The organism is Thiobacillus sp. 65-1402 (assembly GCF_001897685.1).
Lineage (GTDB): Bacteria > Pseudomonadota > Gammaproteobacteria > Burkholderiales > Thiobacillaceae > Thiobacillus.
Window position 1 is genome coordinate 1 of the sequence record NZ_MKUG01000139.1, and the last position, 5,993, is coordinate 5,993.

Below are 5,993 nucleotides of genomic sequence, written 5' to 3' on the forward strand. Positions count from 1 at the left end.
CCAAAGCAGGCAGCCCGACGCGATAGCGCATTATCCGCCTTTAGGCGCGTTGGATTCAAGCTGCTGCGGGCAGGGCTATTGGCCTGTGCCGGCTGCCGCAACCCGTAAAGGGGGCAAGCACGGCCGTCTTGTCGATGGATATCGGGGATCGGCACCCATTCGTGCGGGGCAGCCTGCAGGCCGTCCGCCGCATGGGGCGTTGCCTGCGCACCGGTTCAGCCGAGCGACTTGCCGCTGGCCCAGAAGTCGTAGCCCTTGATCAAAAACTCGTCCCACGGCAGGTAGTGCGAGCCGTCGCACGAGAAGGTGAGACCGACCATGCCGTTGAAGATGTTGAGCGAACCCCCGCGCAGATAAAACGTCTCGTCCATGAAGCGCAGCGCGCGCAGGCTGTCGAGCACCGTACGGATCTTGTCGCGCGGCACCGCGGCGTCGGCCGGGTAGGGGTGGCAGGGATAAATCAGGCAGGTGTCGGGGTCGGTCAGCGCGTCGATGTCGAGCAGGCGGTAGCGATAGGGGTCGTCGACCAGCCAGATGGTGGCGCGGCTGCTGGAAAAGTGCAGTTTGCCGTGGAACACGCCGCGATCGGTCATCAGTTCCTCCATCACCCCCAGCACCGTGTCGAGGTTGAGGTCCATCTGGCTGTCGCTGCGGGTCTGGTGGAACACCGCGCCGCGGATCGCCGGGTCGCCTTTGATCTGTCGCCAGTAGGTGGGTTCGTCGTACAGCTTGCCGGTGATTGGCAGGTCGCGCAGGTCGAAATCGGCGCCGACGAAGCCAAGCGCGCGGCCGTCGTCGTCGCGCACGATCTGGATCGCGGTCAGCGACGGCCGCTTGGCGCGCAGGCTGATGTAGGCCTGCGTCAGCAGAAAGCCCTGGTTCGGCACCGCTTCGCGCATGTAGGGACGGTCGGAGCGGTCGCGCCCGTAGTCCGTCTCGATCAGGCCTTCGCGGCTGATGTTGTCGGAGAGCTGGATCGCACGGGTATCCAGCGCATACAGGTATTTGCACGCGGGCAGGGTCGTCAGCGCATGGCTCAGCGCGGCGTTGAGCCCGGCTCGGCTCGGCCATGCCCGGCTGCACGCCTGCGCGGCCAGCGCCAGCGGCTCGCGCAGCAGATTGGCGAGGGCGTCGCGCTGGTGGGCGACGCTTTCGGCGAGGGTGCTGGGGGTAGACATGGCGGTTCGGTTAGCGACGGTCGTTTGAATGTTTTCCACCATCAGGCGCGCAGCGAAATCACCGGCCAGCCCTTGCCCTCGGCGTGGGCGCGCAGAGTGGGGTCGGGGTCGACGGCGACGGGATGGCGGACTTTTTCCAGCAGCGGCAGGTCGTTGTGCGAGTCGCTGTAGAACCAGCTGGTAGTGAGGCAGTCGAGGCGGGTGCCCTGGGCTTCGAGGAAGTGTTCGAGGCGGGTGACCTTGCCTTCGCGGAAGCAGGGGGTGCCGGCGACTTCGCCGGTGAAGCGGCCGTCGCGCTGCTCGGGTTCGGTGGCGATCAGGTGCGGGATGCCGAATTCGCGCGCAATCGGCGCGGTGACGAAGCTGTTGGTGGCGGTGATGACGGCGACCAGATCGGCTTCGCCGAGGTGCCGGGCGACCAGGTCGCGTGCGGCCTGGGTAATCATCGGCTTGATGCGCGTCTCCATGTATTCGGCGTGCCAGGCGTCGAGTTGTTCGCGCGTGTGGGTGGCGAGCGGGCGCAGGGCAAACGCGAGGAAGGCATGGATGTCCAGCCGTCCGGCCTTGTAGTCTTCGTAGAACGCGCGGTTCTTGGCTTCGTAGTGGGCGCCGTCGACCACGCCCCTGGCGATGAGGAATTGACCCCATTCGTAGTCGGAGTCGCCGGCGAGCAGGGTGTTGTCGAGGTCGAACAGGACGAGATTCATAGCGGAATACAAATTAAACGATTCAAGTTACAGGAATTCAAGCGCGCGGAGCCTGGCCGCGGTCGCGCCAGAAGTCGCGCAGCTCATAGCAGCTCCAGATCGCCATCGCCACGTAATCGTTGCGGCTGGTCTGGCGCTCTGCTTCCGTCCACTCTTCGGGCGGCGTCATCAGCACATACAGCGGGTCGAGCATTTCGTCGACGAAGGCTTCGTCCTTGCTGTCCGGCGGTAGTTCCCAGTCGGCTTCCCAGTGTTCCACCACCTGCAGGAACCCGGCTGCCCACAGGCTGGCATAAGGCGGGACACCTTCGGCCTTGAGCGCGGCGGCCTCGTTTTTCGGCAGGTCGGCCAGCAGGCCTTCCCAATCCATGATGAGCGGGGACAGCGCGCGCGGGTCGGCCAGGTTGTCGATCGGGACGGCGAGCGCGCGCGCGATCTCGTTCCAGCGGCGGCCGAGCAGCGCTTCGAAGCGGCCGTATTCCGCGGCATCGGCGAACAGCGTTGCGGGAGCGTCATGCTCGAACAGCACCGGCAGATAGCTTTCCGCTGCGATCGGGCGCGGCGCGCATTGCAGGGCCGTGACGAAGCCGTCGACGCCTTCGAGCGACAGCGGCGCGTCGGTGCGCGCGGCGGCATCGTCGATCAGGTCGGCCAGTTCGGCGATATCGTCGTCGTTGAGCGGCGCATTCTGGTTTCTGGTGGACATGGCAGGGGCTCGATGCGAAGGGCGCGGCAGCGCACGGGGCTTCGCGTAAAATTGATGGATGAATTTTACCGCGCTTGTGCTGCCGCAATCATTACATCTGTTCGGCTGGCTGGGGCTGGCCTTTCTGGGCTGGCGCTGGCTGGTGTCGGGCGACTGGCGCAGGCTTGCGCAGCCGGCGCGTCTGAACCTGTTTTTGGGCGCCACCGTGGCAGTGCTGGCGCTGTGGCAGATCCGCACCGGGGTGAAGCCGGGGCTGGCGTTCCATCTGTACGGCATTTCGGCCATGACGCTGATGTTCGGCTTCTGGCGCGCGAGCTTCGCCGGGGTGCTGGTTCTGCTCGCCAATGCGGTGTTCGGGCGCGGCAATCCGGTTGCGCTGGGGATCGATGCGCTGTTGCAGGCGGTGCTGCCTGCGGCGGTGAGCTGGGGCGTGTTCCGCCTGCTGGAACGCCACCTGCCGAATCATTTTTTCATTTATGTGCTGGGCAACGGCTTTTTCGGCGCGGCGCTGGCGGTGGCGGCCGTCGGGCTGGCCACCACGGCGCTGATGGCGCTGGCCGGCGCCTATCCGCTCGACTACCTGCTGACGCAGTACACGCCGTATGCCGCGCTGCTGCTCGCCTGGGCCGAGGCATTTTCCACCGGCATGGCGATTACCGTGATGGCGGTATACCGGCCGGCCTGGCTGGAAACCTTCGATGACGCACGGTATATCCAGAACAAATGAACATTTTTTGTCCGCGCACTGCGTGGACGGTTTTTGAATTTTGAGCCCCACCTTGCACATCACCTATCCCGACCTGCCGGTCAGCGCGCGCCGCGACGACATCCTTGCCGCGCTCAAGGCCAACCGCGTGCTGATCCTGTGCGGCGAGACCGGCTCCGGCAAGACCACGCAGATCCCCAAGATGTGCCTCGAAGCGCGGCTGGCATCGGCTCCGGCGCACCCCGACAGGCTGATCGGCTGCACCCAGCCGCGCCGCATCGCCGCGCGTTCGGTGGCGGCGCGCATCGCGCAGGAACTCGGCGGCGAACTCGGCGGCCTGGTCGGCTACAAGGTGCGCTTCACCGACAAGGTGCGCCACGACACCGCGATCAAGGTGATGACCGACGGCATCCTGCTGGCCGAAAGCCAGGGCGATCCGCTCTTGAGCCGCTACGACACCCTCATCATCGACGAGGCGCACGAGCGCAGCCTCAACATCGATTTCCTGCTCGGCTACCTGAAGACGCTGGTGGAGAAGCGCAACGACCTGCGCGTGGTCATCACCTCGGCGACCATCGATGCCGAGCGTTTCTCCAGGCACTTCGACGATGCGCCGGTGATCGAGGTGTCGGGGCGCACCTACCCGGTGGAAATCCGCTGGCGGCCGATCGAGCGCAGCGAACGCGAGGAGCGGGCCAGCCCTGCCAAAGCCGAAAAGAAGGACAAGGGCGCGCCCGACCTGATCGCCGCCATCCTCGACGCCACCGACGAACTGGCGCGCGTGGGCCCCGGCGACATCCTGGTTTTCCTGCCCGGCGAGCGCGAAATCCGCGACACCGCCGAGGCGCTCAGAAAGCACCATCCGCCCGGCACCGAAATCCTGCCGCTGTTTTCCCGCCTCTCGGTGGCCGAGCAGGACGCGATCTTCAGGCCCACCAGCGCGCTGCGCCGCATCGTGCTCGCCACCAACGTGGCCGAGACCTCGCTCACCGTGCCGGGCATCCGCTACGTGATCGACCCCGGCAGCGCGCGGGTGAAGCGCTATTCGGCGAGGAACAAGGTCGAGCAGTTGTTGATCGAGAAGGTCTCGCAGGCCTCGGCCAACCAGCGCGCCGGGCGCTGCGGACGCGTCGCCGACGGCGTCTGCATCCGCCTCTACGACGAGGCCGATTTCGCCAACCGCCCGCGCTTCACCGATCCGGAACTGCTGCGCTCGTCGCTCGCCGGCGTGATCCTGCGCATGAAGTCGCTTGGCCTCGGCGATGTGGTCGGCTTTCCCTTCATCGACCCGCCCAGTTCGCGGCTCGTCACCGACGGCTATCAGCTCCTGGCCGAACTGCACGCGCTCGACGAGCAGGGGGCCTTGACCAAGATTGGCAGCAAGCTCGCCAGGCTGCCGCTCGATCCGCGCATCGCCCGCATGCTGCTGGCGGCCGAGCAGCAGCGCTGCGTCAACGAGGTGCTGATCATCGCCAGTGCGCTTTCGGTGCAGGATCCGCGCGACCGCCCGATGGAGCGCGCGCAGGCGGCCGACGAGAAGCACAAATTATTTGCGGATGAGCGTTCCGATTTCATGGGCTGGCTGAAATTGTGGCGCTGGTATGCGGAGCAGGTGCAGCACAAGAAGACCAACCGCCAGCTGCAGACGCTGCTGCAGGATCATTTCCTGTCGCCGCGGCGGATGCGCGAGTGGCGCGACATCCACGGGCAGCTGCATGCGCAGGTCGCCGAACTCGGGCTGCGCGAGAACGACAAGGACGCCGGCTACGATGCCATCCACCAGGCATTGCTGACCGGCCTGCTCGGCAACATCGGTTTCAAATCGGACGACGCCAAGGCGCGCGCCAAGCCCGGCGAGGGCAACTACCAGGGCGCGCGCGGCATCAAGCTGGCTATCCACCCCGGCTCGGCGCTGGCGAAGAAGGGCCCCAAATGGATCATGGCGGCCGAACTCACGGATACCGGCCGGCTGCTCGCGCGCACCGTCGCCGAGGTGCGTCCCGAGTGGATCGAGGCTGCGGGCCGGCATCTGCTGACGCGCATGTACATCGAGCCGCACTGGGAAAAGGACGGGGCGCGCGTGGTGGCGTTCGAGCGGGTGAGCCTGTACGGCATCACCCTGGTGGCGCGGCGCAAGATCCACTATGGCCCTGTCGATCCCGCGCTGTCGCGCGAGCTGTTCATCCGCGGCGCGCTGGTGGCCGGCGAATACGACACGCGTGCGCCATGGTTCGCGCACAACCGTGCGCTCATCAAGGAAATCGAGGACCTCGAACACAAGGCGAGGAAGTCCGGCGTGTGGCTGGACGAAGAGCGCATCTTCCGCGTGTTCGATGCGCGCATTCCGGCCGGCCTCCACAACGGCGCCGCGTTCGAGAGCTGGCGTGCCGAAGCCGAGGCCGCCGATCCGAAAATCCTGTTCCTGCGGCGCGAGGGCATTCTCGGCGAGGGACTCGGCGCCGACCACGCGCTGTTTCCCGAGACGATGGCGATCGACGGCGCGGCATGCCAGCTCAAGTACCGCTTCGAACCCGGCCACCCGCTCGACGGCGTGACGCTGCGCCTGCCGCTGTATCTGCTCAACCGGATCGAAGCAGCGCAGGTCGACTGGATGGTGCCCGGCCTGATCCGCGAAAAGCTCACTGCGCTTTTGAAGTTTCTGTCCAAGGACAAGCGCCGTCCGCTGATTCCGCTGC

Annotated in this window: 5 protein-coding genes; 2 read left to right on the forward strand and 3 right to left on the reverse strand. The window is 66.3% G+C overall.

Going from position 1 to position 5,993, the window contains the following annotated elements:
* Positions 1–215: 215 nt before the first annotated feature.
* From BGO62_RS10930 to BGO62_RS10940, 3 genes are read right to left on the reverse strand one after another with little or no spacing between them, the layout of a single operon-like run.
* Positions 216–1,178, reverse strand: a complete 963-nt coding sequence (locus BGO62_RS10930; protein WP_296642262.1) for a hypothetical protein — start codon at positions 1,176–1,178, stop codon at positions 216–218.
* A 41-nt stretch (positions 1,179–1,219) separates the two neighbouring features.
* Positions 1,220–1,885, reverse strand: coding sequence for an HAD family hydrolase (locus BGO62_RS10935; RefSeq protein WP_296642266.1), 666 nt, complete (start codon positions 1,883–1,885; stop codon positions 1,220–1,222).
* Between the two features lie 37 nt (positions 1,886–1,922).
* Positions 1,923–2,591, reverse strand: a complete 669-nt coding sequence (locus tag BGO62_RS10940) for a YecA family protein (RefSeq protein WP_296642267.1) — start codon at positions 2,589–2,591, stop codon at positions 1,923–1,925.
* 58 nt (positions 2,592–2,649) lie between these two features.
* Here BGO62_RS10940 and BGO62_RS10945 point away from each other — a divergent pair, with 58 nt between their 5' ends.
* A complete protein-coding gene (locus BGO62_RS10945) occupies positions 2,650–3,318 on the forward strand; it encodes an energy-coupling factor ABC transporter permease (RefSeq protein ID WP_296642269.1) in 669 nt (222 codons plus the stop codon).
* A gap of 40 nt (positions 3,319–3,358) precedes the next feature.
* A partial coding sequence (hrpA, locus tag BGO62_RS10950; protein ID WP_296642270.1) for an ATP-dependent RNA helicase HrpA occupies positions 3,359–5,993 on the forward strand: 2,635 nt, incomplete at its 3' end.